Origin of the sequence: Streptomyces sp. CB02923, assembly GCF_001905005.1 — a bacterium.
Taxonomy (GTDB): domain Bacteria; phylum Actinomycetota; class Actinomycetes; order Streptomycetales; family Streptomycetaceae; genus Streptomyces.
Window position 1 is genome coordinate 42,323 of the sequence record NZ_LWKZ01000006.1, and the last position, 24,152, is coordinate 66,474.

At 71.0% G+C, this 24,152-nt stretch carries 19 protein-coding genes and 1 pseudogene; 15 read left to right on the top strand and 5 right to left on the bottom strand.

The window, feature by feature from the left end:
• Positions 1-67: 67 nt before the first annotated feature.
• The 5 genes from A6A06_RS09845 to mutM all read left to right on the top strand — a co-directional run bounded on the left by A6A06_RS09845 (position 68) and on the right by mutM (position 4,050).
• A complete protein-coding gene (locus A6A06_RS09845) occupies positions 68-1,171 on the top strand; it encodes a cell division initiation protein (RefSeq protein ID WP_073760825.1) in 1,104 nt (367 codons plus the stop codon).
• Positions 1,172-1,333: 162 nt separating this feature from the next.
• A complete protein-coding gene (locus A6A06_RS09850; RefSeq protein WP_443333728.1) occupies positions 1,334-1,930 on the top strand; it encodes a YceD family protein in 597 nt (198 codons plus the stop codon).
• 2 nt (positions 1,931-1,932) lie between these two features.
• Positions 1,933-2,106, top strand: coding sequence for a 50S ribosomal protein L32 (gene rpmF / locus A6A06_RS09855; RefSeq protein ID WP_003951102.1), 174 nt, complete (start codon positions 1,933-1,935; stop codon positions 2,104-2,106).
• Positions 2,107-2,125: 19 nt separating this feature from the next.
• Positions 2,126-2,977 carry a ribonuclease III gene (gene rnc, locus A6A06_RS09860; protein WP_073760826.1) on the top strand — a complete coding sequence of 284 codons (852 nt, stop codon included), beginning with the start codon at positions 2,126-2,128 and terminating at the stop codon, positions 2,975-2,977.
• A 212-nt stretch (positions 2,978-3,189) separates the two neighbouring features.
• Entirely contained in the window at positions 3,190-4,050 is an 861-nt protein-coding gene (gene mutM / locus A6A06_RS09865) for a bifunctional DNA-formamidopyrimidine glycosylase/DNA-(apurinic or apyrimidinic site) lyase (protein WP_073760827.1), read from the top strand.
• A gap of 88 nt (positions 4,051-4,138) precedes the next feature.
• Here the strand turns inward: mutM and A6A06_RS09870 are convergent, their stop codons facing one another.
• Positions 4,139-4,564 carry a winged helix-turn-helix transcriptional regulator gene (locus tag A6A06_RS09870; RefSeq protein WP_073760828.1) on the bottom strand — a complete coding sequence of 142 codons (426 nt, stop codon included), beginning with the start codon at positions 4,562-4,564 and terminating at the stop codon, positions 4,139-4,141.
• A gap of 123 nt (positions 4,565-4,687) precedes the next feature.
• On the opposite strand from A6A06_RS09870, the gene A6A06_RS09875 reads away from it, so the two are divergent.
• The 3 genes from A6A06_RS09875 (at position 4,688) to A6A06_RS09885 (ending at position 6,465) form a co-directional block, all read left to right on the top strand.
• A complete protein-coding gene (locus A6A06_RS09875; protein ID WP_073760829.1) occupies positions 4,688-5,284 on the top strand; it encodes a flavodoxin family protein in 597 nt (198 codons plus the stop codon).
• 182 nt (positions 5,285-5,466) lie between these two features.
• Complete coding sequence (locus A6A06_RS09880; RefSeq protein WP_073760830.1) at positions 5,467-5,703, top strand: hypothetical protein; 237 nt, start codon at positions 5,467-5,469, stop codon at positions 5,701-5,703.
• A 291-nt stretch (positions 5,704-5,994) separates the two neighbouring features.
• Entirely contained in the window at positions 5,995-6,465 is a 471-nt protein-coding gene (locus A6A06_RS09885) for a hypothetical protein (protein WP_199930788.1), read from the top strand.
• Between the two features lie 104 nt (positions 6,466-6,569).
• On the opposite strand, the gene A6A06_RS09890 is transcribed toward A6A06_RS09885, so the two are convergent.
• Positions 6,570-7,514 carry a CAP domain-containing protein gene (locus A6A06_RS09890; RefSeq protein ID WP_073760832.1) on the bottom strand — a complete coding sequence of 315 codons (945 nt, stop codon included), beginning with the start codon at positions 7,512-7,514 and terminating at the stop codon, positions 6,570-6,572.
• Positions 7,515-7,649: 135 nt separating this feature from the next.
• Here A6A06_RS09890 and A6A06_RS09895 point away from each other — a divergent pair, with 135 nt between their 5' ends.
• The 4 genes from A6A06_RS09895 to A6A06_RS09910 all read left to right on the top strand — a co-directional run bounded on the left by A6A06_RS09895 (position 7,650) and on the right by A6A06_RS09910 (position 14,053).
• Entirely contained in the window at positions 7,650-7,931 is a 282-nt protein-coding gene (locus A6A06_RS09895) for an acylphosphatase (protein WP_073760833.1), read from the top strand.
• Between the two features lie 381 nt (positions 7,932-8,312).
• Positions 8,313-8,519 (top strand): hypothetical protein, encoded by a 207-nt coding sequence (locus A6A06_RS09900; protein WP_030018387.1) that lies wholly within the window; start codon positions 8,313-8,315, stop codon positions 8,517-8,519.
• Positions 8,520-8,813: 294 nt separating this feature from the next.
• Positions 8,814-12,371: a chromosome segregation protein SMC gene (gene smc, locus A6A06_RS09905; RefSeq protein WP_073760834.1), complete on the top strand. Its 3,558-nt coding sequence runs from the start codon at positions 8,814-8,816 to the stop codon at positions 12,369-12,371.
• 263 nt (positions 12,372-12,634) lie between these two features.
• Positions 12,635-14,053 (top strand): sugar porter family MFS transporter, encoded by a 1,419-nt coding sequence (locus A6A06_RS09910; protein WP_073760835.1) that lies wholly within the window; start codon positions 12,635-12,637, stop codon positions 14,051-14,053.
• 152 nt (positions 14,054-14,205) lie between these two features.
• Here the strand turns inward: A6A06_RS09910 and A6A06_RS09915 are convergent, their stop codons facing one another.
• On the bottom strand, positions 14,206-15,195 hold the full coding sequence (locus tag A6A06_RS09915; RefSeq protein ID WP_073760836.1) for an LLM class flavin-dependent oxidoreductase: 990 nt from the start codon (positions 15,193-15,195) through the stop codon (positions 14,206-14,208).
• Between the two features lie 92 nt (positions 15,196-15,287).
• Complete coding sequence (locus tag A6A06_RS09920; protein WP_073760837.1) at positions 15,288-16,769, bottom strand: purine-cytosine permease family protein; 1,482 nt, start codon at positions 16,767-16,769, stop codon at positions 15,288-15,290.
• Between the two features lie 491 nt (positions 16,770-17,260).
• Here A6A06_RS09920 and ftsY point away from each other — a divergent pair, with 491 nt between their 5' ends.
• Entirely contained in the window at positions 17,261-18,493 is a 1,233-nt protein-coding gene (gene ftsY, locus A6A06_RS09925) for a signal recognition particle-docking protein FtsY (protein ID WP_073760838.1), read from the top strand.
• Positions 18,494-18,755: 262 nt separating this feature from the next.
• Here the strand turns inward: ftsY and A6A06_RS09930 are convergent, their stop codons facing one another.
• Positions 18,756-19,424, bottom strand: coding sequence for a bifunctional DNA primase/polymerase (locus tag A6A06_RS09930; RefSeq protein ID WP_073760839.1), 669 nt, complete (start codon positions 19,422-19,424; stop codon positions 18,756-18,758).
• Between the two features lie 1,285 nt (positions 19,425-20,709).
• On the opposite strand from A6A06_RS09930, the gene nsdA reads away from it, so the two are divergent.
• Both nsdA and A6A06_RS09940 read left to right on the top strand, forming a co-directional pair.
• On the top strand, positions 20,710-22,185 hold the full coding sequence (nsdA, locus tag A6A06_RS09935) for a transcriptional repressor NsdA (RefSeq protein WP_073760840.1): 1,476 nt from the start codon (positions 20,710-20,712) through the stop codon (positions 22,183-22,185).
• A 551-nt stretch (positions 22,186-22,736) separates the two neighbouring features.
• Positions 22,737-24,038 (top strand): annotated as a pseudogene (locus A6A06_RS09940) (ammonium transporter); the annotation flags it as partial.
• Positions 24,039-24,152 lie beyond the last annotated feature (114 nt).

The following is a 24,152-nucleotide window of genomic DNA, read 5'->3' on the forward strand; positions in this document are numbered from 1 at the left end:
CGGGGCGCTGTGGACGTACAGTCGTCCCCGTTCCGTCGTACCGACCCCAGAGAGTGGCGAGTCCAAGGTGGACGTGCAGAAGAAGCTCGACGAGATCGTGCAGACCGTCGGCAGCGCCCGGTCCATGCCCATGTCGGCCTCGTGCGTGGTCAACCGCGCCGAGCTGCTCGCCATGCTGGAGGAGGTGCGCGCCGCCCTGCCCGGGTCGCTCGCGCAGGCCCAGGAGCTGATCGGCGGCCGTGAGCAGATGGTCGAGGAGGCCCGTGCCGAGGCGGAGCGGATCATCGAGTCCGCCACCGCCCACCGCGGCTCGCTGATCTCCGACACCGAGGTCGCCCGGCAGTCCCAGGCCGAGGCCGACCGGATCCTGGCCGAGGCCCGCCGCGAGGCCGAGGAGATCCGCGCCGAGGCCGACGACTACGTCGACAGCAAACTGGCCAACTTCGAGGTCGTCCTCACCAAGACCATCGGCTCGGTCGACCGCGGCCGCGAGAAGCTGCTCGGCCGCGCGCCCGGCGAGGACGGCCACGCGGACGAGGACGGCGTCCAGGCCCCCGAGCGCAGCGCCGACCCGCAGACCCTCAAGGAGCGCGCCGACCGGTACGTGGACGCCAAGTTCGGCGCCTTCGAAGCCGTACTGACCAAGACCCTGGAGGCCGTCGGCCGCGGCCGGCTCAAGCTCCAGGGCGCCCGCCCGACGGACGAGCTGGGTGCCCACCTGGCCGCACAGCCCGACGGCCGCCACCCGGGGCACACGGGCGACGCCGAGTACCTCGCCGGCCTCGCCGAGCTGGCCGACCCCGTGCCGTCGCAGCCGCAGGCCCCGCCGCAGCCCACCGTGCCGCCCCAGGCGCAGCCCGTGCTCCAGCAGGACTACTACGCCGCCCCGGAGTACCAGCAGCAGGACGCCTACGGCTACCCGCAGGCGCCGTACGCGCAGCAGGACCCGTACGGCTACGGCTGGCAGGACCCGCAGGCGCAGCAGCACCAGCACCAGCAGCCCTACGACCCGAACGCGGCCTACCTCCAGCAGCACCAGCAGGCCCAGCTCCCCGGGCAGGCCCCGGTGGGGCAGGCGGCGCAGCCCGCCGCGCTCGACGAGACCAGCCTCTTCGACACGAGCATGATCGATCTCGACCGGCTGCGGCAGTACGAGGAGGGGCGCCAGTAGCGGATTGGGCCTATCGGGACCGTTCCAGTATCCTGGCTCTTCGGTCGCGTGTACGTCCGCGATCTGCGCTGCCCGGTTGCCTGCTCGGCGACAGGGTGGCTCGTACGTCAGCAGAGAAAGCAGGAAGCCATCAACGCCCGCCTCGACCACCGTTCCCCGCTCGTGTTCGACACGCGCGATCTGGGACGCCGTCCCGGCGCGCTGCAGCGGCTCTCCCGCACCGTCGAGGCCCCCCGGGACCTCGGCAACGAGGTCATCGGAGTGCCCGTGGGCGCGCCGGTGGAACTCGACTTCCGCCTGGAGTCCGTCATGGACGGGGTGCTTGTCACAGGCACCGGCCGTGCATCGGTCCAGGGGGAGTGCGTAAGGTGTCTGGAGCCGCTGGAGCGTGAGCTCACGGCGGACTTCCAGGAGATGTTCTCCTACCCCGACGCCGATGCCAGGACCCGCACAGCGGAGCCCGGCGACGACGCCGAGGACGAGGAGGACACCCTCTTCCTCGAGGACGACCTGTTCGACCTCGAACCCGTGCTGCGTGATGCGGTGGTGCTCGCACTGCCGATGCAGCCGGTGTGCCAGGACGACTGCCCGGGCCTGTGCTCCCAGTGCGGAGAGCGGCTCGCGGACGACCCGGACCACCACCACGACGCCGTCGACATCCGTTGGGCGGCACTGCAGGGACTCGCCACCGACCAGGACGGCGAGAAGGACAACATGGGCGGCGCCGAAGCGGGCGTCGACGAGAAGCAGGAGAAGTAGCCGTGGCTGTTCCGAAGCGGAAGATGTCGCGCAGCAACACGCGCCACCGCCGGTCGCAGTGGAAGGCTGCGGTCCCCACCCTGGTGGCGTGCGAGCGCTGCCACGAGCCGAAGCAGCAGCACATCGCGTGCCCGAGCTGCGGCACCTACAACAAGCGACAGGTCCTCGAGGTCTGATCGGCTGGTGACAGGCTCTATGTCAGACGCCCCTACGTCACCCCGCAAGCGCGGGGCCGACACGGCAACGGCGGACACGGCCTCGTCCCACACGCTTCTGGAAGGGCGGCTCGGGTACCACCTCGAGTCCGCCCTTCTGGTGCGTGCGCTGACGCACCGCTCGTACGCATACGAGAACGGCGGTCTGCCCACCAACGAGCGGCTGGAGTTCCTCGGGGACTCGGTGCTCGGCCTGGTGGTCACGGACACGCTGTACCGCACCCATCCCGACCTGCCCGAAGGCCAGCTGGCCAAGCTGCGGGCCGCGGTGGTCAACTCGCGTGCGCTCGCCGAGGTCAGCCGTGGCCTCGATCTCGGCGCCTTCATCCGCCTCGGCCGGGGCGAAGAAGGCACGGGCGGCCGGAACAAGGCATCCATCCTGGCCGACACCCTTGAAGCGGTGATCGGCGCGGTCTATCTCGACCAGGGCCTCGACGCGGCGGGCGAGCTGGTGCACCGGCTCTTCGACCCGCTCATCGAGAAGTCCGCCGGCCTCGGTGCCGGCCTGGACTGGAAGACCAGCCTCCAGGAACTCACCGCGACCGAAGGTCTCGGCGTTCCGGAGTACATGGTCACCGAGACCGGTCCGGACCACGAGAAGACCTTCACTGCTGCTGCCCGCGTCGGTGGTGTCTCGTACGGCACCGGCACCGGCCGCAGCAAGAAGGAAGCCGAGCAGCAGGCGGCGGAGTCCGCCTGGCGGGCGATCCGCGCGGCGGCGGACGAAGCGGCCGAGCGGGCCGCGGAGGCGCCGCCGGCCGGGGAGCCCGTGGTTCCCCCGGCGGAGGAGCCCGCGGTTCCCCCGGCCGGGGAGCCGCCCGTCTCCGGCTGAGCATCCGCTCTCGGCACTCCCGGCCGTCCGCCCCGCACAGGGGAGGGCGGCCGGGCAGTGCTTTGCGGGGCCGGGCAGTGCTTCTGCGGGGCCGTACCGTGCGGTACGGAGCCCGCCGCCCCGCCCGTCCGCACCATCCGTACCGCCCGGTCCGCATCATCCGTACCGCGTCCCCGCCCGCCCGCGGCGGACGTCCCATGACGAGGAGAGCCGTGCCCGAGCTGCCCGAGGTCGAGGTCGTACGCCGCGGACTGGAGCGCTGGGTACGGGGCCGGACCGTCTCCGCCGTCGAGGTCCTGCACCCGCGGGCCGTCCGCCGGCACACCGCGGGCGCCGTCGACTTCGCCACGCGCCTGAGGGGGCAGCGGATCGGCGAGGCCCGGCGCCGCGGCAAGTACCTGTGGCTGCCCGTCACCGACGGCCTCTCCGTCCTCGCCCACCTGGGCATGAGCGGGCAGCTCCTGGTCCAGCCGCAGGACGCTCCCGACGAGAAGCACCTGCGCGTCCGCTTCACCTTCGACGACGACGCCGGTACCGAGCTGCGCTTCGTCGACCAGCGCACCTTCGGCGGGCTGTCGCTGCACGACGCCGTGCCCGGCGACCCCGAAGGGCTCCCCGACGTCATCGCGCACATCGCCCGCGACCCCCTCGACCCGGCCTTCGACGACGCCGCCTTCCACGACGCGCTGCGCCGCCGCCGGACCACCGTCAAGCGGGCGCTGCTGGACCAGTCGCTGATCAGCGGCGTCGGCAACATCTACGCCGACGAGGCGCTGTGGCGCTCCCGGCTGCACTACGAGCGGCCGACCGCCGCCCTCACCCGCCCCCGCACCGCCGAACTCCTCGGCCACGTCCGGGACGTGATGAGCGCCGCGCTCGCCGTCGGCGGCACCAGCTTCGACAGCCTCTACGTCAACGTCAACGGCGAGTCGGGCTACTTCGAACGGTCGCTGGACGCGTACGGACGCGAGGACGAGCCGTGCCGCCGCTGCGGTACGGCCATGCGCCGCCGCCCCTGGATGAACCGCTCCAGCTACTTCTGCCCGCGCTGCCAGCGGCCGCCGCGCCCGTAGGCCTGTTCTCGGCGCGCCCGTAGGCCCGCTCTAGGCGGGCCCAGGGGCGGGCTTCCGTGCGGCGGGCCCGGGGGCTCGGGGCCCGGGGTCAGGCTTCCGCGCGCGCCGCGTCGTAACGCTCCTGTGCCGCCAGCACCGCCGACATCCGGTTCTCCAGGAGTCCGATGAGCCCCAGCAGACGCTCGGCCACCTCCCGCCCCAGCGGCGTCAGGGCATAGTCCACCCGCGGTGGGTTGGTCGGCTGGGCCTCGCGGCGCACCAGCCCGTCGCGCTCCAGGGCGTGCAGGGTCTGGGACAGCATCTTCTCGCTGACGCCGTCGACCCGTCGGCGCAGCTCGTTGAAGCGGAACGTGCCCTGGTGCAGCGCGCCCAGCGTCAGGCTGCCCCACCGGTCGGTGACGTGCTTGAGGGTGTCGCGCGACGGACACGAGCGCGCGAAGACGTCGAACGCCTCCTCCGTCCGCGCTTCCGTCCCGCACCCCGGGACCTCCTGCGGGCCGCCCTGTTTCGCCATACGGCCACCCTACTCGCGCGCAGCGCTAACTTATCCATTGCGCTTTCTTTTAGTTAGTGCTTTTCTTTGGTTACCGCACCGCGCCGCACTCCGCCGCGCGGCACGATGCCGAGGAGCCCTCCCATGACCACGCCCGCCCCCGCCCCCGTCGTCGCCATCGCGTACCACTCGGGCTTCGGCCACACCGCCGTACTCGCCGAGGCCGTACGCACCGGCGCCGCCGACACGGGCGCGACCGTCCACCTGGTCAAGGTCGACGAGATCACCGACGAGCAGTGGGGCCTCCTCGACGCCGCCGACGCGATCGTCTTCGGCTCGCCGACCTACATGGGCACCGCGTCCGGCGCCTTCCACGTCTTCGCCGAGGCCACCGCCAAGCGCTGGGCGGCCCGCGCCTGGCAGGACAAGCTCGCGGCCGGCTTCACCAACTCCGCGTCCAAGAGCGGCGACAAGCTGCACACCCTGCAGTTCTTCTCCGTACTGGCCGCCCAGCACGGGATGCACTGGGTCAACCTCGGCCTGCTGCCCGGCTGGAACGCCACCACCGCCTCCGAGAACGACCTCAACCGCCTCGGTTTCTTCCTGGGTGCCGCCGCCCAGACCGACAACGACCGCGGGCCCGACGGTGTCCACAAGGCCGACCTCGCGACCGCCGAACACCTCGGCCGCCGCGTCGCGGACCAGGCCGCCGTCTTCACCGCCGGCCGCGCCGCCGCCTGACGGCCCCGCCGGTACCGGGCGCTCGCGGGTATGGCGCACGCCCGGCTCGCGCGCCCCGTGCCCGGCGTGCCGCCCGTACGTGAAGACCTGTACACGCCGACCCACCCGCATACGCGTGCTTTCGTACGGATGGAGATGCGACCCTGTAGCCAGGGGGCCATACCTTCGGAGGTTGGGATCCGATGGCGACGAGTATGCATCTGGTCTGGAGCTCGGCGGCGCCCGACGGCGTCGTGTACGAGACACACGCGATCGAGGTGGTCGAAGAAGGCGGCGTACACGGCGAGGTCGTCAGCGAGCGGCACGAGGTCACGGTGCGCAGCCGCGCCCACGCGGAGGAGATCGCCGCCGAGCACGACTACGAGCTCTACCGCGAGGGCCCGGAGTGGGACAGCCTTCCGGAACGCGAGGAGGGCTGAGCGCAAGTGTCTGCGCCGCCGACGGTGGCGTAGATGGGATCAGAACCGGGCCGGAAGCCGAAGTGGTGGCGTGATGGCGTCGCGGCCTGCGCCTTCGTGGTCGATCAATACTGTGACCTGCGGATAATCCGTCCATAGTCGCCAGCATCTGCCGTCCGCAGGTGCCCTCCAAGCGCTCCGAGCATGGGGCACCAGGGTGTCCACACGCCGTGCTGTCAGTGGCGCGCTCTAAGGTGCCTGCAACGCATGCGGACGCGGAAGGCGTCCTGAGCAGCTGGGGCGGGAAGGTGCGTGGCTACGGTGCTGACTCCGATTCTGGGTGGCATTGCGGTGGTGATCGCTGCGGCAGCGGGGCCACTGGTGACAGGCATGATCCAGAACCGTCGAGATGCTCGGCTGACCGCTGATCTTGAAAGGAACCGGGTGCTTCTCAGTGAGCTCAAAGCTGACGAACCGAGCGCCTGGGAGCATGAGATCGCGCAGCTTCAGGTTCTTGTGAGGCGTCAGGTGGCTGCGGTGACTGCTCGTCAGACCAGGTATGTCGAGCATCGGAGGAATTGGGCCAGCCTCGGCGCTGTGGTCCTGGTCGTAGTCCTCGCTTTTCCGCTGTTGTGGCTGCTGGCGCTTCCAGAGGCTTGGTGGTCTTGGACCCTGTTCGTGGCTCTCCTGCTCCTGTCGCTGATCATGTGCTGTATCGGCTTCTATCAGACGTTCAACCCGGATGAACCTCCAGCGCCGGAGGGGAATGGACCTGGCAGCTAGTGCCCAGACGGATGCAGGGGTTTCTGGAGGTGGAGTGAGAGGCTACAACTGGCGGCCTGGACACAGGCCCGAGGAGATCGGCAAGCCTCTGGCCTGCGAGAACCTCAGAAGCCGAAGTCCTGTGTCCACCACGGTCCGCCCGCGCCGAAGTGCGCCCCGACGCCCAGGGTCCGGTATTCGCAGTTGAGTATGTTGGCGCGGTGCCCGGTGCTGTGCATCCAGGTGTCCATCACCGCGCGGGCGTCGGCCTGGCCGCGCGCTATGTTCTCGCCGCCCAGGTTGTCTATGCCCGCCTTCTTGGCCCGGTCCCAGGGGCTGCGGCCGTCCGGGTCGGTGTGGTCGAAGAAGCCGCGGCGCGCCATGTCGGCGCTGAAATCACCGGCCAGGCCGCCCAGTTCGCGGTCGGCCCGCACCGGTGAGCAGCCGGCCTTCGAGCGTTCCTTATTGACCAGGGCCAGCACCTGCGACTCGGCGTCCGAGGGCGGAGTGCCCGGCGTGGCGGCCGAGGCGGTCGGCGTGCTCTTCGGGGGTGTGGGCGCGGGGGCCGTACGGTCCGGCCGCTCCGTGCGGTCCCGGCCGGGGGCGGCGGTGTCCGCCGCGGGCGTGGACGGCTGCCGGGGGACCGGGGTGGCCGAAGGGGCCGCGGACGACGTGGGGCGGGCCCGGTCCGGGAGGCCGGGGCGGGACTCGCCGCGGCTGGCCTGGCCGGTGCCGCGGTCCGTGGGCGTCACGGACACCGCGTCGGGCGTCTGCGTGTGCGGCAGCGATCCGGCGCGTACCCGTTCGCCGGAGCCACCGCTGCCGCCCCACTCGTACTGGCTGCCGCCGGGCAGCAGACCCGAGGCGACGGCGACCGCGCCCATCGCCACAGCGGCCGACGCGCCGAGCAGCCCGGTGCGGACCGGAGCGGTACGGCGGTCGTGCGCGGGGCGGGGGCCGCGGTGGCGGCCGGAGTGCGCGGCGGCCGGGCTTCCGGCCTGGACCGGGGCTCCGGCGGGGATTCCGGCGGCGTCGGGTGATACGGGAGCGGAGCGTCGATGGCGGCCCATCCACTGCCTTCCTTCTGTCCACACGAGCGTCAACGTGCCTCACTCGTAAGGGTGAGTCTCGTTGCCGGGCGACTGTACGCCATGACGTGTGGGGCCGATGTGCCCGACGGGCAATTGGCCGGTTAGCGTGCAGACATGAACGAAGATGTCCGCCTGACCGCCTGGGTGCGGGGCCGGGTCCAAGGTGTCGGCTTCCGGTGGTTCACCCGGGCCAACGCCCTGCGGATCGGCGGCCTGGCCGGTTTCGCCCTCAACCTCGAAGACGGACGCGTCCAGGTCGTCGCCGAGGGCCCCCGGGAGCGGTGCGAGGAACTCCTGGAATGGCTGCGTACCGGCGACACACCCGGACGGGTCGAAGGGGTCGGTGAGATCTGGGACACTCCGCGTGGCGGTTACGACGGGTTTGCGATCCGCTGACCCGGTGCGGTGCGGGGGATCCGGGAACCGGCCGCGGGGCCGGTTTCGCGTGTCCCCGTCAGATGCACACTGCAGTCATGACCTGGTGGTTGCCAACTCGGCCGACCCGTGGAAGGCTGCCGCTGTAAGGATGATCTCCACGCCCCCGAGGCGCTTTTCTGGGGAGCCGGTCCCGCGTCGCCGCGGCCATGGGCTCCCGGGCGCCCAAGGATACGGGGCGTGATCGTGTTGACCCTCAAACCTTTTGGTGAGACTCTGGAAGCCCCGCGCACCTTAGCTGTTTGGCATTGAGCTCGCAGGATAATGACAAGCACCGCGGGTGCGAATCCCTCACGACCCACACCGCTTCGGTCGGTCACTCAGTGTGGAGGACCATCCATCATGGCAAAGGCGCTTCTCGGTTACGTCGGCGGCTCCGACCCCCGAGTCCTCTCCGAGATGCGACGGCTTCAGCAGCGCGTCCAGGACCTCGAATCCGAGCTCATTCGGATGCAGGCCGAAAACGACATGCTGTCCGCTGCCGCACGTCACGACGACTCGATGCTCGACGGCATCGACGTACCCCAGGCGGAGCCCGCGCTCACCTGACCCCATCCCCCGGGGCCAACGGGCTGGAACCCAGCCGCTTGAGGCACCGCTAAGCAAGATCTTCAAGGGACGCTTCGGCGTCCCTTCGTCGTTTTCCGTTCGCTCAGTCTTTCGCTCCCGGGGCTCCCTCACCGTCTGATGTGCCCTGCACCTTCAGCGGCGAAACCGAAATCGAATATGCGCGAGGCGAGCGGACCTTCCGGGCGGTCACCGGCACACGCTCCGGCGGTCCTCGCCCCGGCCGGGAGTGCCGGGGCGGTCCCCGGCGGGGGCCGGGCGGTAGAGTCCAACGGCGTGCATCTCAAGAGCCTGACACTGCGAGGATTCAAATCCTTCGCCTCCGCCACGACACTGCGTTTTGAACCCGGCATCACCTGTGTCGTGGGCCCCAACGGGTCGGGCAAGTCCAATGTCGTCGACGCCCTCTCCTGGGTCATGGGCGAGCAGGGCGCGAAGTCGCTGCGCGGCGGCAAGATGGAAGACGTGATCTTCGCCGGGACGACCGGCCGGCCACCGCTGGGCCGCGCCGAGGTCTCGCTGACCGTCGACAACTCCGACGGCGCGCTGCCCATCGAATACGCCGAGGTCACCATCACGCGGACGATGTTCCGCAACGGCGGCAGCGAGTACCAGCTCAACGGCGACACCTGCCGCCTCCTGGACATCCAGGAACTGCTGTCGGACTCCGGCATCGGCCGCGAGATGCACGTCATCGTCGGGCAGGGGCAGCTCGACTCCGTCCTGCACGCCGACCCGATGGGCCGCCGCGCCTTCATCGAGGAGGCGGCCGGCGTCCTCAAGCACCGCAAGCGCAAGGAGAAGGCGCTGCGCAAGCTGGAGGCGATGAAGGCGAACCTGGCCCGTGTCCAGGACCTCACCGACGAACTGCGGCGCCAGCTCAAGCCGCTGGGCCGGCAGGCCGCCGTGGCCCGCCGGGCCGCCGTCATCCAGGCCGACCTGCGCGACACCCGGCTGCGGCTGCTCGCCGACGACCTCGTGACGCTGCGCGAGGCGCTACGCGCGGAGATCGCCGACGAAGCGGCGCTCAAGCAGCGCAAGGAGACCGCCGAGCAGCGGCTCAAGGAGGCGGCGCGGCGCGAGGCCGTCCTGGAGGAGGAGGTACGGACGCTGACACCGCGGCTCCAGCGGGCCCAGCAGACGTACTACGAGCTGTCGCAGCTCGCCGAGCGGGTGCGTGGCACGGTCTCGCTGGCCGACGCGCGCGTCAAGAGCGCCACGGCCGCCCCGCCGGAGGAGCGGCGCGGCCGCGACCCGGAGGAACTGGAGCGGGAGGCGGCCCGGGTCCGCGAGCAGGAGGCCGAGCTGGAGGCCGCGCTGGAGGCGGCGAGCCGGGCACTGGAGGACACCGCCGAACACCGGGCCGGACTCGAACGGCAGTTGGCGGACGAGGAGCGGCGGCTGCGGGACGCGGCGCGCGCCATGGCGGACCGGCGGGAGGGGCTGGCCCGGCTGCACGGGCAGGTCACCGCCGCGCGCGGCCGGGCGGCGTCGGCACAGGCCGAGATCGGGCGCCTGGCGGCGTCCAGGGACGAGGCGCGGCAGCGCGCGGCGGACGCCCAGGAGCAGTACGAAACCCTCAAGGCCGAGGTCGACGGGCTGGACGCGGACGACGCGGACCTGTCGCGGCAGCACGAGGCCGCGAAGCAGGACCTGGCCGACGCCGAGGCCGCACTGAGCGCCGCGCGCGACGCGCTGACGGCCGCGGAGCGGCAGCGCGCGGCGGTCTCCGCCCGGCACGAGGCACTCGCCCTCGGACTGCGCCGCAAGGACGGCACCGGCGCGCTGCTCGGCGCGGCCGACCGGCTGACCGGCCTCCTCGGCCCGGCAGCCGAGCTGCTGACCGTCGCCCCTGGGTACGAGGTGCCGGTGGCGGCGGCGCTCGGCGCGGCGGCGGACGCCGTGGCGGTGGCCGACCCGGCCACGGCAGCCGAAGCGATTCGCCTCCTGCGCAAGGAGGACGCGGGACGTGCGGCGATGGTGCTGGGGGCGGGTCCGGGAGCGGAGACGCATGGGGATATGGACTCCGGCGGCGTACCGTTCGCGGCCGAACTGGTCCAGGGGCCCGATGCGTTGATGCGCTCCGTGCGGTGGCTGCTGCGCGGCGTCGTGGTCGTCGGCTCACTGGAGGACGCCGGGGACCTGGTGGCGGCCCGGCCGGAGCTGACGGCCGTGACCGCCGACGGCGACGTCCTCGGTTCGCACTTCGCGCAGGGCGGTTCGGCCGGCGCGCCCAGCCTGCTGGAGGTGCAGGCGTCCGTCGACGAGGCCGCGGCCGAGGCCGCCGAACTGGGCGACCGCTGCGTGGAGCTGACCGACGCCCAGGAAGCGGCGCGGCGACGGCGGGACGAGTGCGCGCAGTCGGCCGAGGAGGCGGGGGAGCGGCGCCGGGCCGCCGACCACGAGAAGTCCCGGGTCGCGGGTGACCTGGGCCGCCTCGGCGGTCAGGCCCGCGGCGCCGCCGACGAGGCGGAGCGCTCGGCCGCCGCCGCCGCGAAGGCCGAGGAAGCGCTCGAACGGGCGGCCGAGGAGGCCGAGGAGCTGGCCGCGCGGCTGGCGGTGGCCGAGGAGGAACCGGGCGACGAGGAGCCCGACACCTCCGTACGCGACCGGCTGGCCGCGGACGGTGCCAACGCGCGGCAGACGGAGATGGAGGCCCGCCTCCAGGCCCGTACGCACGAGGAGCGGGTCAAGGGGCTCGCCGGCCGGGCCGACGGTCTGGACCGCGCGGCGCGGGCCGAACGCGACGCGCGGGCCCGCGCGGAGCAGCGGCGCGCACGGGCCCGGCACGAGGCGGCGGTGGCGTCCGCGGTGGCCTCCGGGGCGCGGCAGCTGCTGGCCCACGTCGAGGTCTCGGTCGTACGGGCCGAGGAGGAGCGGCTCGCCGCCGAGCTGGCCAAACAGGAGCGCGAGCAGGCGCTGGTGGCCGAGCGCAACGCGAGCCGGGAGCTGAAGGGCGAGCTGGACAAGCTCACGGACTCGGTGCACCGCGGCGAGGTGCTGGGTGCGGAGAAGCGGATGCGCATCGAGCAGCTGGAGACCAAGGCGCTGGAGGAGCTGGGCGTCGAGCCCGCCGCGCTGGCGGCCGAGTACGGTCCCGACCAGCCCGTACCGCCGTCCCCCGCGGCGCAGGGCGAGGAGCTGCCGGAGGACCCGGAGCATCCGCGCAACCGGCCGGTGGCCTACGTACGGGCCGAGCAGGAGAAGCGGCTCAAGGCCGCCGAGCGGGCGTATCAGCAGCTCGGGAAGGTGAACCCGCTGGCGCTGGAGGAGTTCGCGGCGCTGGAGGAGCGTCACCAGTTCCTCAGCGAGCAGCTTGAAGACTTGAAGAAGACCCGGTCCGACCTGCTTCAGGTGGTCAAGGAGGTCGACGAGCGCGTGGAGCAGGTCTTCACCGAGGCGTTCCAGGACACCGCGCGGGAGTTCGAGGGCGTCTTCGCCCGGCTGTTTCCGGGCGGTGAGGGGCGGCTGGTGCTGACCGATCCGGACAACATGCTCACCACCGGCCTGGACGTGGAGGCCCGCCCGCCGGGCAAGAAGGTCAAGCGGCTGTCGCTGCTGTCCGGCGGCGAGCGTTCGCTGACCGCGGTGGCGCTGCTGGTCTCGATCTTCAAGGCGCGTCCCAGCCCGTTCTACGTGATGGACGAGGTCGAGGCGGCGCTGGACGACACCAACCTGCAGCGGCTGATCGGGATCATGGAGGAACTCCAGGAGAGTTCCCAGCTGATCGTGATCACGCACCAGAAGCGGACGATGGAGGTCGCCGACGCGCTGTACGGGGTGTCGATGCAGGGCGACGGCGTCTCGAAGGTGATCAGTCAGCGGCTGCGCTGACCGCTGCCCGGCAGCCGGTCCGGCGCGCGGGGAACCGGTGTGACCTACACGATTACTACGGCCCGCTACGGTTCATAACTTGAACGCAATGACCGCGAAGCCGGGCCGAAACAAATTCATCACGACCTATTGACTTCGAAACTTGAAGGCATAGGGTCTGCAACGTTGCTTTTACCTTCAAGTGGTGGGTACCCCCAACCTATGCGCCACTGGAAGGGCCAGCCCCCTACGCCCGGCAGCGCAGCCGGGCACTGGAGTACACGTTGACCAGCACCGCGCAGCCGACGACTTCGGAAGGCCGCAAGGCCCAGCCGGATCACCTCGGCCACGTCATCTTCATCACCGCGGCTGCCGCGATGGGCGGCTTCCTCTTCGGCTACGACAGCTCCGTGATCAACGGCGCCGTCGAGGCGATCCGCGGCCGCTACGAGGTGGGCTCCGCGGGGCTCGCCCAGGTGATCGCCATCGCGCTGATCGGCTGTGCCATCGGAGCCGCCACGGCCGGCCGGATCGCCGACCGCATCGGCCGCATCCGCGTGATGCAGATCGCCGCGGCGCTGTTCACGATCAGCGCGGTCGGCTCGGCGCTGCCGTTCGCCCTGTGGGACCTGGCCATGTGGCGCGTCCTGGGCGGCATCGCGATCGGTATGGCCTCGGTCATCGGCCCGGCCTACATCGCCGAGGTCGCGCCGCCCGCGTACCGGGGGCGGCTGGGCTCCTTCCAGCAGGCCGCCATCGTCATCGGCATCGCGATCTCGCAGCTGGTGAACTGGGGCATCCTCAACCTCGCCGGCGGCGACCAGCGCGGCAAGGTGGCGGGCCTGGAGGCCTGGCAGTGGATGCTCGGCGTGATGGTCGTCCCGGCCGTGCTCTACGGTCTGCTCTCCTTCGCGATCCCCGAGTCGCCCCGCTTCCTGATCTCCGTCGGCAAGACCGACAAGGCCAAGGAGGTGCTGGCCGAGGTCGAGGGCCAGGGCATCGACCTGGACACCCGCGTCTCGGAGATCAAGGAGGCGATGCGCCGGGAGCACAAGTCCAGCTTCAAGGACCTGCTGGGCGGCAGGTTCGGCTTCCTGCCGATCGTGTGGGTGGGCATCGGCCTGTCGGTCTTCCAGCAGCTCGTCGGCATCAACGTGGCGTTCTACTACTCCTCGACGCTGTGGCAGTCCGTCGGCATCGACCCGAGCAGCTCGTTCTTCTACAGCTTCACCACGTCGATCATCAACATCATCGGCACCGTGATCGCGATGGTCTTCGTGGACCGGATCGGCCGCCGTCCGCTGGCGCTGATCGGCTCCGCCGGTATGGCCGTCGCCCTCGCGCTGGAGGCGTGGGCCTTCTCCGCCAAGAGCGCGTCCGGCACGCTGCCGACCGCCGAGGGCACCGTCGCCCTGATCGCGGCCCACGGCTTCGTGCTCTTCTTCGCCCTGTCCTGGGGCGTCGTGGTCTGGGTCTTCCTCGGTGAGATGTTCCCGAACAAGATCCGCGCCGCCGCGCTCGGTGTGGCGGCCTGTGCGCAATGGATCGCCAACTGGGCCATCACGGCCAGCTTCCCGAGCCTTTCCGACTGGAATCTTTCGGGTACGTACGTGATCTACATGATCTTCGCTCTGCTCTCGATCCCCTTCGTGCTGAAATTCGTGAAGGAGACCAAGGGCAAGGCGTTGGAGGAGATGGGCTAACACCCCCCCGCCAGCCCCTCTCCTCAGTTGTGGGCAGCTGCCCCGGTCCGTCCGACGGACCGGGGCAGCTCCTTTATTGCGCGCCGGGTCTTCGGGGCACTTCTTTTCCTCGCGAATGGTTTTCCGTTGAAGCAAAGGGGCGGGCCGGTGCCTCAGGTCTCCTTCAGGTACGGAACGACCTGCTCCGCGAACAGCTGTACGGAACGCCAGCCTTCGTCCACCGGCATCCCGCCGCACAGCGGATGCAGGATCAGCGACCCCGCCGCCCCCGCCTCACCCGCCAGCCGCACACACTCCGCGGGCGTCACGATCCGGTAGACCCCCTCCCGGCGCAGCGCCCCGGTGTCCTCGGCCGTGGACCGTACGGCCGACTCCGTCCCGGCGGTCTGCCACGCCGCGTACGTACGCGCCTCGTACAGCAGATGCCCGCCGAACTCAGCCCAGGCCCGGTCCGGATCCTCGGACACGTGCAGCAGACAGGTACGGGCGGAGGGCTGCATGACCCAGCCCTCGGTCCCGTACTCGGCGCGCCGCGCGTGGTAGTACGCCTCCAGCGCGGGCAGGTGCGCGCTGGGGAACAGGGGCAGCCCCAGCCGAGCGGCCCGGCGCGCGGCGGCCCGGGAGCTCCCGCCGACCAGCAGGAGCGGGTGGGGCTGCGTGTACGGGCGCGGGGTGACCCGTACCGTACGGCCCCGGTAGCGGAACGGCTCACCCTTCCAGGCGGCGAGCAGCGTCTCCAGCACCTCGTCCTGGAGCTTGCCGCGCCAGTGCCAGTCCCGGCCGTGCGCCGCGTACTCCTCCGGCCGGTAGCCGATGCCCGCCACGGTGACCAGCCGGCCGCCGCCCAGCAGATCCAGCACCGCGATCTCCTCGGCCAGCCGCAGCGGGTCGTGCAGCGGTGTGATCAGCGCGGAGACGGTGACGGTGATCCGCCGGGTGGCGCCCAGGACGGCGCCGGCGAAGGCCAGCGGCGCGGGCATCCAGCCGTTGTCCGTGGCGTGGTGTTCTTCGGTCTGGACCGTGGTCAGGCCCCGGTCGTCGGCGTAGGCGGCCATCTCGACGGCCGCCCGGTAGCGCGCGCTGAGTGCGGCGGGGGCGGGGGAGGGGGCGGCGAGGTTGAAGCGCAGGACCGTTACGGGCATGGCGAACGTCCCCTTCACCGAGGCGGTGGGCCCGGCTGGCGAAGGGGACGCTAGCTGACGTCACATCAGGTGACCAGGGTGCGGGAGCCGAATCAGCCGACCGGCGCCGGCTCCTCGGCGGGAGCCGCGGCGTCCGCGGGCACCGTCTCCTTGGGCCTCGGCAGCACCGCGAAGACCACCGCGGCGATCACGATCGTGGCCGCCCAGCCCAGGCCGTGCTCACCCGGCCAGGTGCCGGCCAGCGGGCCGGTGAACCAGGTGACCTTGGTCAGGCACAGGCCCACCACCAGCGCCGCGGCCCAGGCCGTCAGCGCCTGCCAGCAGAAGCCGCCCGTGTACCAGTAGCGGCTGGTGCGGCCGGTGTTCATCAGGCTGTCGCCGTCGTAGCGGACCGCCATCTTCCGGCGGCGCGCCATGTCGACGGCGTACACCCCGATCCAGGCGGAGAAGGACACCGCGAGCAGGGTCAGGAAGGTGATGAACTGGCCGATGAAGTCCTTGGCCACCAGCATCATGAACGCGCCGCCGACCAGGCTGATGACCGCGTTGATGCTCACGGCCAGGGCGCGCGGCAGCTTGACGCCCATCGTCTGCGCGGTGAAACCGGCCGAGTACATCGACAGGCTGTTGATCAGCAGCATGCCGACCAGCGCGGTGATCAGGTAGGGCACCGCCAGCCAGGTCGGCAGCACCGAGCCGAGGAACGACATCGGGTCGGTGTTCTGGTTGGCCAGGTCGGGCTCGGAGACGGCCATGATGCCGCCCATCAGCACCATCGGTACGAGCACCAGGGCCGCGCCGGAGATGGTCGTACCGACGATCTTCTTGCCGGAGGCGGCGCGCGGCAGGTAGCGCGCGAAGTCCGGGCCGGTGGGCACCCAGCTGATGCCGCCCGCCGCGATGGTGCCGATACCGGCGATCATCAGCGCGGTGCTGCCCGCCGACTGGGAGAAGATCTTCCCCCACGGCATCTCGGCGATCAGATACACCAGCACCATGATGCTGAAGACGCTGAACAGGTATGTCGAGTACTTGTTGCAGATGTTGAGCGCCTTGCGGCCCAGACCGCTGACCACGAACGTGGTGGCGACGAAGAGCAGCAGCGTGACGACGGTGAGGACGTTGTTGGCCTCGATGCCGAACAGCAGCTTCAGGACGGTCAGCACCGCGTACGCGCCGCTGACCGCGTTGATCGTCTCCCAGCCGAACCGGGCCACCCACAGGATCGCGCCCGGGAAGTAGTTGCCCCGCACGCCGAAGGCGGCCCGGGAGAGCATCGCGCCGGGCGCGCCGCCCCACTTGCCGGAGACCGACAGCACGCCGACCATGCCGAAGGAGACGACGGAGGCGATGGCGGCCACGATCAGGACCTGCCAGAAGTTCAGACCGTTGCTGATCACCAGGGAGGCACCCATGGTGAGCAGCAGCACGCTGATGTTGGCGGCGACCCAGGTCGGGAAGAGCTCGCGGACGCGGCCGTGGCGTTCATGGTCGGGGACGGGCTCGATGCCTCGTTGCTCGACGGCGCCTTCGGTTTCAGGAGCGGACATGGTGTCCGTGGACGTGGTGCCCATGGTGCAGGTGTCTCCGTGCGGGTTCAGGCAGCGGCTGTGATGCCTGGCGAAGGGGAGGGGGTTGCCAGGACTCTACGCGCGTTGCGCAGCCGAGAGCTATCGTACTTTGATCCAACTTCGGTTCATACGCCTTGTTGTGTCCAACGACGACCAAGGGAAGCCGCCGGACTCGTTCGAGCCTCCCGCAGGTCCGGCTCATCCGCAGGTCAGGCGGTATGCGCGGCGGCGGGGTCGGTGCTTCTCGACGGGCGTCCGCCGCGGCGAAATCCGGAGGCGCGCGCGGCGCGGGGGTGTAGGCGCGAGGAGGCCGGGCGGTGCCGGACGGCCTTCACGCGCCAACGGGGCCCCGCTCCGGGCCGTGCTACGCGATGTCCGGACTTTTCCTCCACCCGCCTCGACCGGGCCCGCGGCAGGGTGAACCCGGACAAGCGGAGTCCAGGTTCGGCGTGTGCGGTCCCGCACGGCAGGGTGTGACCGATACTGGGTGGGTTATGGAAATCGTCATCCTTGCTGTAGTCATCGCTGTGGTCGCGCTCGGCGCGATCAGCGGGCTCGTCGTCAGCAGCCGCAAGAAGAAGCAGCAGCTGCCGCCGGCCCCGCCGACCACCCCGTCCGTCACCGCGCCCCCTGCGGAGCCGCAGGTCGGTGAGGACGCCGAGACCCCCCGCGACGAATCCCGTCGCACCATAGAAGAAGTCGACCTGCCGCCGGCCGAGGCGCCCGTCGAAGAACCGGCCGAGGAGCCGGTGGCCGAGGCGCCCGCCGCCCCCGAGATCGAGGTCCCGGAGCCGACCGCCGGCCGCCTCGTGCGGCTGCGCGCCCGCCTCTCCCGCTCCCAGAACTCGCTGGGCAAGGGCCTGCTCACCCTGCTCTCCCGCGAGCACCTCGACGAGGACACCTGGGAGGAGATCGAGGACACGCTGCTCACCGCCGACGTGGGCGTCGCGCCCACGCAGGAGCTGGTCGAGCGGCTGCGCGAGCGCGTGAAGGTGCTCGGCACCCGTACCCCCGACGAGCTGCGCGGCCTGCTGCGCGAGGAACTGCTCAAGCTGATCGGTACGGAGCAGGACCGCGCGGTCGCCACCGACAACGCCCTGGGCAAGGACGGCCAGGAGATCCCCGGCGTCGTCATGGTCGTCGGCGTCAACGGCACCGGCAAGACCACCACCACCGGAAAGCTGGCCCGCGTCCTGGTCGCCGACGGCAAGTCGGTCGTCCTCGGCGCCGCCGACACCTTCCGTGCCGCCGCCGCCGACCAGCTCCAGACCTGGGGCGAGCGGGTCGGTGCCCGTACGGTCCGCGGTCCGGAGGGCGGCGACCCCGCCTCGATCGCCTTCGACGCGGTGAAGGAAGGTATCGCCGAGAGCGCCGACGTGGTCCTCGTCGACACCGCGGGCCGCCTGCACACCAAGACCGGCCTGATGGACGAGCTGGGCAAGGTCAAGCGGGTCGTGGAGAAGCACGGCCCGGTCGGCGAGGTCCTCCTCGTCCTGGACGCCACCACCGGCCAGAACGGTCTGGTGCAGGCCCGGGTGTTCGCGGAGGTCGTGGACATCACCGGTGTCGTGCTGACCAAGCTGGACGGCACGGCCAAGGGCGGCATCATCGTCGCCGTCCAGCGTGAGCTGGGCGTACCCGTCAAGCTCGTCGGCCTCGGCGAGGGCGCGGACGACCTGGCGCCGTTCGAGCCGGAGGCATTCGTGGACGCCCTGATCGGCGACTAGATCGGCGGCTAGGACGCACCGATGGTCTTACGGCACGGTCCGGAACGAAGAGCCCCGCAGCGGGGAGTGTGCGCTGCGGGGCTTTTTGGTGGGTGGGGGAGTGTGGGGGGTGGTGTGAGAGTGGGGTGGTGTGAGGGGTTGGCGGGGTGGGGTGTGGCTTGTGGGTGCGGGGTGCGGGGTGCGGGGTGCGGGATGCGGGATGCGGGGTGTGGCGGAGGCGGGGGCCGTGTCCGGTTGTCCGTGGCCGGTTACGCCTGTCCGATTACGCGGCCGAGCGGTGGCACACGTACGCGAGCGTGCCCAGCAGCAGCCGGGCCTGCGGCGGCTGCCCGGCCGTGTCCAGGGTGGGCGGCCGCAGCCAGCGCATCGGACCGAGCCCGCCGAGGTCGGACGGCGGGGCCGTGACGTGGTCGCCGGGGCCGCGTGAGCACAGGTCGAGGGCGGCGTCGTCCCAGCCCATCCGGTAGAGCAGGCCGGGCAGACCGGTGGCGGCGCCGGGCGCCACGAAGAACAGGGCGCGGCCCGTCGGCGTGGCGGCCACCGGGCCGAGCGGCAGGCCCATCCGTTCCAGCCGTACGAGCGCGCTGCGTCCCGCGGCCTCCGGCACTTCGAGGATGTCGAAGGACCGGCCGACAGGGAGCAGGACGGCCGCGCCGGGCGTCCTGGCCCACACGTCCGCGGCTTCTTCGAGCGTCGCGCCGGCCGCCAAGCCGTCGGAGAAGGCCAGCGGGTGGGCGCCGGGGGCGGCGCAGTCGTCCGCACCGCACGAACAGACCGTCCGGCCGTTCGCGCCGCGGGCCGCGCGGGCTCCGGGCACCACGTCCCAGCCCCACAGCCCCGTGTACTCCGCCACCGCCGTGCTCTCGGTCGAGCGGGCGCGACGCCGTGAACCGGACCGAATGTCGCGGATGCCGCCGATCGTGAAGCCCATGCCTCCTCCAACGGGTGGTGTGTGTCAGTGGTTACGTGCCGGAGTGAAATCGTGACGCTCCGTCATGGGAGGTCGGATTTCGTGGTGCGATGTGGTGCGGTGGGTGGTGCGACACGCGGCGCGCGCCCTCGCGCACCCCTTTCCGTCCGTCTCCTCTCGACCTGTGTCAAGTCAATCGCGAGGACCGGTCGGGGAGTTCATTCAAAGGGGTGGCGAATGGTGGCGTTTAGCGGATCGCCCTCGCCGGGGGCGTGATCGTAGGATTACTTTCAGTGCACGACCTGGGGCGAAGTGCCGCGGGCGTGGGTATGCCGCGGGCAACGCACCGGCGGGTGAACCCTCGCGAATCGGGTTGGCCGGATTCCGTGGTCGGGTAGGTCCTTCCCGTACCGGTCGACGCAACAGACGGCATCCTGTGGGAGGTTCACGGGACACGGCCGCGACGCACAGCGGCAGGATGGCCGTGCGGAGCAGTGCGGCGGCGGCCCGGTACGAAGAAGCGCGGTGCCGCGTACGGCGGCGCGGCGCAGGCGAAGAGCCGGCGAAGAGGCGGCGACGAAGAACGGCCGGCGAAGAACGGCCGACGTGAAGAGAAGCGGCAGCAGCAGGACGGCCGGTACGGAAACGACGAGCGGTATGTAAACAGGGAGACGCAACCGGGCGAGCGAGGCCGGGAGCGCGTGCAGAACGCGCGGCACCACAGGCGCAGGAAGCAGCGGCAGAACGCGGAGTACCGAAACCGAAGCACCGGCGGAAACGGACGTACTGGCGCAACCCGTGGAACAAGCAGGCCCGCAGGAGTGAGATGGCCCGCTGGAGTGAGAAGGCCCGTAGGAGTGAGATGGCCCGTAGGGCAAGTGAATCCGCGGGCCGTGCACGGGTGGTTTCCGGGCGAGGAAACCCCGTAGAGCGAGCAGATTCGCTGGACGAGCAGCAGAAGCAGTATCAGCACCAACACAAGCAGCCTGTACCGAAATAACCAGCACCAGCACCGGAATGACCAACATCGGAATGACCAGCACCACACCGTGGACGCCGCGGCGGAAGCAGGCCGCAGCGGGCACGGCACGGCCGGGCACCGCCGGAGCGGCACACCACGTACCGCACCGGACGGGAGCGGCGGCCGCGGCAGCGACAACCGCATCGGCGCAGTGAGGCATCGAAGCGGTCCGGACCGTATGTAGCGGACGTATGGAAAAGAAACTCGGAAGCGGCGAAGAGCGACGATGCGAAGCGATGACGCGACGCAGTGAAGCAAGGCAGCAAGCGGAATGGGGGCGTTCCAGTGGGCGGCAGTGGCGGCACCGGCGCTGACAAGCGCCCCAACGAACCGTTGGGCTCCTGGTTCGTGCGCAGCGGCTGGTCGAAAGGCGAGCTGGCACGACAGGTCAACCGGCGCGCACGCCAGATGGGCGCGCACCACATCAGCACCGACACCTCGCGCGTACGGCGCTGGCTCGACGGCGAGCAGCCGCGCGAGCCCATCCCGCGCATCCTCTCCGAACTGTTCTCGGAGCGGTTCGGGTGCGTGGTCGGTATCGAGGACCTCGGCCTGCGTTCCGCGCACCAGTCCCCGTCCGTGTCCGGCGTCGACCTGCCCTGGGCCGGTCCGCAGACCGTCTCCCTGATCAGCGAGTTCTCCCGCAGCGACCTGATGCTGGCGCGTCGTGGCTTCCTCGGCACCTCCCTGGCACTGGCCGCCGGGCCCGCCCTCATCGAGCCGATGCAGCGCTGGCTGGTGCCGGTCTCCCCGGGGCAGGCGTCCGCGGCCCAGCAGACGGCCCAGGAGCGGTCGCGGCGCTCCAACCGGCTGTCCAAGCCGGAACTGGACCTGCTGGAGTCGACGACCGAGATGTTCCGCAAGTGGGACGCCCAGTGCGGTGGCGGGCTGCGTCGCAAGGCGGTGGTCGGCCAGCTCCACGAGGTCACCGATCTGCTGCAGGAACCGCAGAGCGAAGAGGTATCCAAACGGCTGTTCAAGGTCGCCGCAGAACTGGCCGAGCTGGCCGGATGGATGAGCTACGACATCGGCCTGCAACCCACCGCGCAGAAGTACTTCGTGCTGGCGCTGCACGCCTCCAAAGAGGCCGGCGACCGCCCGCTGGGCTCGTACATCCTCTCCAGCATGAGCCGCCAGATGATCCACCTCGACCGGCCGGACGACGCGCTGGAGCTCATCCACCTCGCCCAGTACGGCAGCCGCGAATCGGCTACGCCCCGTACGCAGGCGATGTTGTATGCGATGGAGGCGCGGGCCTACGCGAGCATGGGCCAGCCGGGCAAGGTCAAGCGCGCCGTGCGGATGGCCGAGGACACCTTCGGCGACGTGGCGCCCGGCGAACCCGAGCCGGACTGGATCCGCTTCTTCTCGGAAGCCGAGCTGAACGCGGAGAACGCCCACTCCTACCGCGACCTCGCCTACGTGGCCGGACGCAGCCCGACGTACGCCTCCCTCGCCAACCCCGTCATGCAGCGGGCGGTGGAGCTCTTCGCACAGGACGCGGAGCACCAGCGTTCGTACGCACTGAACCTGATCGGGATGGCGACGGTGCACCTGCTCCAGAAGGAGCCGGAGCAGTGCGCCGTCCTCGCGCAGCAGGCCATACCGCTGGCGAAGAAGGTCCGCTCGGAGCGGGTCAACACCCGGCTGCGCAAGACCGTGGACACGGCCGCGCGGAACTTCGAAGGCGTGGCCGAGGTGATCCAGCTCAGCGACGAGCTGTCCCAGCAACTGCCGGAAACCGGCGCGGAGGCCGTCTGACCGCACTCCCACAGACCCCGGCCGCGGCCCGTCACCCCGTACAGCCCGACTCGGCTCCCCCACGCCAGGTCATACGGGTGACAGCCGCGGTCGGCCTGTGCGGGGGCCTTGCTCCCTGCGGCTGCTCCGCTGTGGTCGTGCAGGGCTTTCCGTGGCCTTGCAGGGCTTTCCGCGGCTGTGCTTTCTGCGGCCGCGCTCTGCGGCTTGCCATGGCTTTCCCCGGCTGCCGATGGCTTTCCGTACGTTCCTGGGGCGGTGCTCCTGAGCTGTCCCGGGACGGTGCTCCTGAGCTGTCGTGGGGCGCGGGCGGGGGAGGTGTGGCGCGGGCGTGGCGCGCCGGGCGGGCATGGTCGTTTCGGTGGGTTGCGGCAGGCGCCGGGCGTGGCGGGCCGATCTCGGAGTTCATGGGGGCGTAACACTGGCGAGGGCTTCGTCACCGCGGGGAAACACCGGCGGGTCATGGCCGAAACGGTGCTGCGACAGCCTCGTGGCGAAAGTCGGCCCACCCGGAACCACGCCCGCACGGGCCGCATCGACGACAGGAGACGCCGATGCCCCCAGGCATCATGACGCTCGCGGCAGACAAGGCCACCCTGAGTCCGGCCAACACCGGCTTCATGCTGATCTGCACCGCCCTGGTGATGCTCATGACCCCCGGACTCGCCTTCTTCTACGGCGGCATGGTCCGGGTCAAGAGCGTGCTCAACATGCTGATGATGAGCTTCATCAGCCTGGGGATCGTCACCGTCCTGTGGGTGCTGTACGGCTTCGGGCTCGCCTTCGGCCAGGACAGCGGCGGCTTCCTCGGATGGACCGGCGACTTCGCCGGGCTCAGCGGCATCGGCCTGACCGAGCTGTGGGGCACCACCTCCATCCCGGTCTACGTCTTCGCGGTCTTCCAGCTGATGTTCGCGGTGATCACACCCGCGCTGATCAGCGGCGCCCTCGCGGACCGCGTGAAGTTCACGGCCTGGGCGCTGTTCGTCGCCCTGTGGGCCACCGTCGTCTACTTCCCCGTCGCGCACTGGGTGTGGGCCGAGGGCGGCTGGCTCTTTGACCTGGGGGTCATCGACTTCGCCGGCGGCACGGCCGTACACATCAACGCGGGCGCCGCGGCCCTCGGCGTGATCTTGGTCGTCGGCAGGCGCATCGGCTTCAAGAAGGACCCGATGCGGCCGCACAGCCTGCCGCTGGTGATGCTCGGTGCCGGGCTGCTGTGGTTCGGCTGGTTCGGCTTCAACGCGGGCTCCTGGCTGAACAACGACGACGGGGTGGGCGCGGTCGCCTTCGTCAACACCCAGGTCGCCACGGCCGCCGCGATGCTCGGCTGGCTCGCGTACGAGAAGATCCGGCACGGCTCCTTCACCACCCTGGGAGCGGCCTCCGGTGCGGTGGCCGGGCTGGTCGCGATCACCCCGGCGTGCGGCGCGGTCAGCCCGCTGGGCGCCATCGCGGTGGGTGTGATCGCCGGTGTGCTGTGCGCGATGGCGGTGGGCCTGAAGTATCGGTTCGGCTACGACGACTCCCTCGATGTGGTCGGTGTCCACCTGGTCGGCGGCGTCACCGGGTCCCTGCTGGTCGGCCTGTTCGCGACCGGCGGTGTACAGAGCGACGCCAAGGGCCTCTTCTACGGCGGCGGTCTGGAGCAGTTGGGCAAGCAGGCCGTGGGTGTCGTCTGCGTGCTCCTGTACTCCCTGGTCGTCTCCTTCCTCCTTGCCAAGGCCATCGACCTGCTGATGGGCTTCCGGGTCTCCGAGGACGAGGAGGTCGCGGGCGTCGACCAGGCCGCGCACGCGGAGACGGCGTACGACTTCGGCGGCACGGGCGGAGGCGTCGTGGCGCGCACGGGCGCGGGCGGCGGGGGCGGCGCGGGTGCCGGGGGCACGGGTACGGGGGTGGCCTCGGCCGCCGTACGGAACCGCGGTGACGGCCCGTCCCGGGGAAAAGGACCGGGGAAGGGGCGGGGG

Excerpts from the sequence above, each read along its gene's own strand:
- rnc (WP_073760826.1), top strand. The coding sequence starts at position 2,126 with ATGTCAGACGCCCCTACGTCACCCCGCAAGCGCGGGGCCGACACGGCA.
- A6A06_RS09870 (WP_073760828.1), bottom strand. The coding sequence starts at position 4,564 with ATGGCGAAACAGGGCGGCCCGCAGGAGGTCCCGGGGTGCGGGACGGAA.
- A6A06_RS09875 (WP_073760829.1), top strand. The coding sequence starts at position 4,688 with ATGACCACGCCCGCCCCCGCCCCCGTCGTCGCCATCGCGTACCACTCG.
- A6A06_RS09880 (WP_073760830.1), top strand. The coding sequence starts at position 5,467 with ATGGCGACGAGTATGCATCTGGTCTGGAGCTCGGCGGCGCCCGACGGC.
- A6A06_RS09890 (WP_073760832.1), bottom strand. The coding sequence starts at position 7,514 with ATGGGCCGCCATCGACGCTCCGCTCCCGTATCACCCGACGCCGCCGGA.
- A6A06_RS09895 (WP_073760833.1), top strand. The coding sequence starts at position 7,650 with ATGAACGAAGATGTCCGCCTGACCGCCTGGGTGCGGGGCCGGGTCCAA.
- A6A06_RS09900 (WP_030018387.1), top strand. The coding sequence starts at position 8,313 with ATGGCAAAGGCGCTTCTCGGTTACGTCGGCGGCTCCGACCCCCGAGTC.
- A6A06_RS09915 (WP_073760836.1), bottom strand. The coding sequence starts at position 15,195 with ATGCCCGTAACGGTCCTGCGCTTCAACCTCGCCGCCCCCTCCCCCGCC.
- A6A06_RS09920 (WP_073760837.1), bottom strand. The coding sequence starts at position 16,769 with ATGGGCACCACGTCCACGGACACCATGTCCGCTCCTGAAACCGAAGGC.
- ftsY (WP_073760838.1), top strand. The coding sequence starts at position 17,261 with ATGGAAATCGTCATCCTTGCTGTAGTCATCGCTGTGGTCGCGCTCGGC.
- A6A06_RS09930 (WP_073760839.1), bottom strand. The coding sequence starts at position 19,424 with ATGGGCTTCACGATCGGCGGCATCCGCGACATTCGGTCCGGTTCACGG.